The following is a 1,160-nucleotide window of genomic DNA, read 5'->3' as shown; positions in this document are numbered from 1 at the left end:
TGTAGCATAAATAAAAAACTCTAGATTTTAGGCAAGGGAGGATTTGCTTTTGTTTTAGATTTAGTTTGTTTAATTTTCGACGGCAATACTGGATTTTTTAATTTCTTCAATTCTTTAAAATTTTCCTTTAATTCTTTTAGGTTTTTCTGCTTATCTTTATCAACTGAAGATATTACTGCACCTGATGGCACCGTCAAGTTAAGTAAATTAGTGTCACAAAGTACTATATTTTTAGATTTCAGACAGCAAGAAGTCTTTGAGTAGCTTCATCCCAAATGGATTTAGCGGACGCAAATGCAATTCTTTGCTCAGATGCTGTTTTAGTATATCTTCCAACATTTACAGCAAATATATTTCTGACTTTTCCCATCAGTGATAATGTACATTGTGCTGAATTAGGATGCTTAAATTTAATCAGTATCTTCTCTTTTCTCCTAGTTGGCTGATGGGCATTCTCAATCCGATTATTTAGTCTTTTATCGGTACGATGCTTAGTCCTAGGACACATATACCTAACTGGTTTAATGTAGCTTTTTAGCTTATCAGTCACAATAACCCTTGGACATGGATAATTACCCAATAATCTTGATAAAAAGCGAATAGCTGATTTCTTGTTACGACGCTTCTGCAGTAATACTTCTAATTCATGTCCCTCAGAGTCAACAGCTCTCCATAATATGAATACTTCACCTTTGATCTTGATATTCATCTCATCCAAATGCCATTTATCAGTTGGCTTTCGCTCTCTCTTACTAATAACATCTTGAAAATAAACTACAAACTTATAACACCAAAACCTTACAGTCTCATGACTTAATATAATACCTCGATAAGCCATCTGCTCTTGAACATCTCGGTAACTATTATTAAAGCGATGATATAACCATACTGTATGGCTAATAATGCTTGCTGGAAAACGATGTCTATTCGGGGCTTGAGTAATATGCATAGCGGTAAAATCTAGGATAAATTGTTACTGCTATTCTATAAATCATTCCCTGTAATTGCTCAATACTTAATTTATACCTCCCTTAACTTGACGGTGCCTTTTTTCTGGATTGCCAAGCTCTCTTCAACCGCATAACCCATGATGTGTTTTTTTAAATTGTACGGTACTAATTATTAATCAAGAATTTTACAATAAAATTGCTTGATTACCT

At 33.6% G+C, this 1,160-nt stretch carries 2 protein-coding genes; both read right to left on the bottom strand.

Translation table 11 applies throughout. From position 1 onward, the window contains the following. Nucleotides 1-20: 20 nt before the first annotated feature. On the bottom strand, nucleotides 21-191 hold the full coding sequence (locus tag ACJ5GX_RS00910; protein WP_016948623.1) for a hypothetical protein: 171 nt from the start codon (nucleotides 189-191) through the stop codon (nucleotides 21-23). Between the two features lie 47 nt (nucleotides 192-238). Continuing rightward, entirely contained in the window at nucleotides 239-949 is a 711-nt protein-coding gene (locus ACJ5GX_RS00905) for an IS6 family transposase (protein WP_095568243.1), read from the bottom strand. Between the last annotated feature and the right edge of the window lie 211 nt (nucleotides 950-1,160).

The sequence above is a fragment of the Wolbachia endosymbiont of Tuta absoluta genome (assembly GCF_059414725.1).
Note: the sequence above shows the minus strand (reverse complement) of the source record. Positions and strands in the feature narration are given on the sequence as shown.

Excerpts from the sequence above, each read along its gene's own strand:
- ACJ5GX_RS00905 (WP_095568243.1), bottom strand. The coding sequence starts at position 949 with ATGCATATTACTCAAGCCCCGAATAGACATCGTTTTCCAGCAAGCATT.